This is a genomic window from Okeania sp. SIO2B9, assembly GCF_010672505.1.
GTDB classification, from domain to species: Bacteria; Cyanobacteriota; Cyanobacteriia; order Cyanobacteriales; family Microcoleaceae; genus Okeania; species Okeania hirsuta.
Genome location: NZ_JAAHGK010001370.1, coordinates 1 through 1951, shown reverse-complemented (window position 1 = coordinate 1951; position 1951 = coordinate 1). Strand labels below are relative to the sequence as shown.

Sequence of the window (1951 nt, the reverse complement as noted above, 5' to 3'; positions counted from 1 at the left end):
TTTTATCATTTTCTTTGTGGGTTTAATACCCCACCGTCAACGGTCGTGTTCAAAATTACTTGGGGGAGCGAATCCCCATGTAATTTTCCTCCTGTCTCCTGTCTACTGTCTCCTGTCTCCTTCTTCAATAAGAAAGACCTGAATAAAATTATCATGTCTATGGAGATAGATACAGAAATAATTTATGAAATAATAATGATTTGTCAAAAATATCAGGATACATAAAAACTCTGAAACTTTTATTCCTATTCCATTTTTCCTAAATTCAAAGAGATTTTTACCTGCAACTGAAATAGGATGGCTGTATATATAGACTTTGAACTCAGAGTATCAAAAAAATTAACTTGAAAATTTAGTTTTCAAGTATTACCAAACATGAAAAATCAAATCCAAATAAAAAAATTAAAAATCAAATAAATTTTATACCATAAAAAAAATAATTTTACGAATAATAAGGGCGATTAAAAGACACGTGCAGGAGATGTCCCTTTGACTAAAAAAATAATTTCCGACCTAAAAAATGATATTGAAGCCATTTATTCTGACTCCTAAGAAATAGCCTAGATATTTATAGCAAATATTTATCAAATAAATTTTATAGGATAAAATTAAAATTTTTATATTTCCCCAATAATCATAAGTGACAAAAATATTATTGTTGCTTAAAAATTTTATTCTCTAAATCTACAATGCAAACATTTGAAAATAAAAATAAACCAAACAATAATAGAGAAATTAAAAATTTATTAAGTAATACAACTAATAATATATGATCGACGAAAATAAGAAAGAGCATATAATAATCATCTATGCTCTTTGTAATTTTATAGATAAATTCACCAGATAATATTATGCAGAATTCCTCCCTTGAAACTCTGGGTATACCACCCAATGCGTGGGCAGTTGATGAGACAACTGCAGATATTACTCGTCCTCCTCTTCCCACTAAAACCATTGTCGTCAAAACTGATACCAAAACCATTAAACTAGATTTAGCCAAAACAGCAATTTTAGTCATAGATATGCAAAATGACTTCTGTCATCCTGATGGTTGGTTAGCTCATATAGGCGTAGATGTGACACCTGCACGGTCTCCCATTCAACCACTAATAAATTTCTTACCACAATTGCGATCACAAAACATCCCGATAATTTGGGTAAACTGGGGAAACCGTTCCGACCTACTGAATATCAGCGCTGGGTTACGCCATGTTTATAACCCCACTGGTAAAGGTGTAGGTTTAGGCGACCCACTGCCAAAAAATAATGCCCCCGTACTGATAGAAGGAAGTTGGGCAGCAGCAGTTGTGGATGAATTAGAGCAACAACCAGAAGATATTCGCGTGAGTAAATATAGGATGAGTGGGTTTTGGGATACTCCTCTTGATAGCATCCTGCGAAATATGGGCAAAACAACTCTGTTGTTTGCGGGAGTGAATGCAGACCAATGTGTAATGGCAACATTACAAGATGCAAATTTCCTTGGTTATGACTGCATTTTAGTTTCAGACTGTACTGCCACCACTTCCCCTGAATATTGTTGGCAAGCTACTATTTATAATGTGAAACAATGTTTCGGGTTTGTCACAAATTCTAATGCTATTTTGGATGCTATTAAATAATAAATATTTTTTGGAAAAGTCTCATATTTGTCAAATACTAATTACAAAAAATTGGCACTTTGTAGCTATGCTTAAAAAGAGACGAAACTCAAAAAAAGATATCAGTTAAGAAGGCAAAAAAATCAAGGTCTAACAAAAAGCAAGATTCCCAAAAACCTTTTATTTCCTGCCTTATGAAAACCTTGAAGAAGGAAGAAGGAAGGATTGAAGAAGGAGACAGGAGACAGGAGACAGGAGACAGGAGGAAAATTACATGGGGATTCTAACCCCAAGTAATTTTGAACACCGTGTAGACGGTGGGGTATTAAACCCACAAAGAAAATGATAAA

At 33.6% G+C, this 1951-nt stretch carries 2 protein-coding genes; one reads left to right on the top strand and one right to left on the bottom strand.

Annotation, left to right across the window (positions count from 1 at the left end; translation table 11 throughout):
* Positions 1–5: 5 nt before the first annotated feature.
* The gene (locus F6K13_RS30850) at positions 6–128 is read right to left on the bottom strand and encodes a hypothetical protein (protein ID WP_275670266.1); all 123 of its coding nucleotides are present in this window, start codon (positions 126–128) and stop codon (positions 6–8) included.
* A gap of 723 nt (positions 129–851) precedes the next feature.
* Here F6K13_RS30850 and F6K13_RS30845 point away from each other — a divergent pair.
* Positions 852–1622 carry a cysteine hydrolase family protein gene (locus F6K13_RS30845; protein WP_124142986.1) on the top strand — a complete coding sequence of 257 codons (771 nt, stop codon included), beginning with the start codon at positions 852–854 and terminating at the stop codon, positions 1620–1622.
* Positions 1623–1951 lie beyond the last annotated feature (329 nt).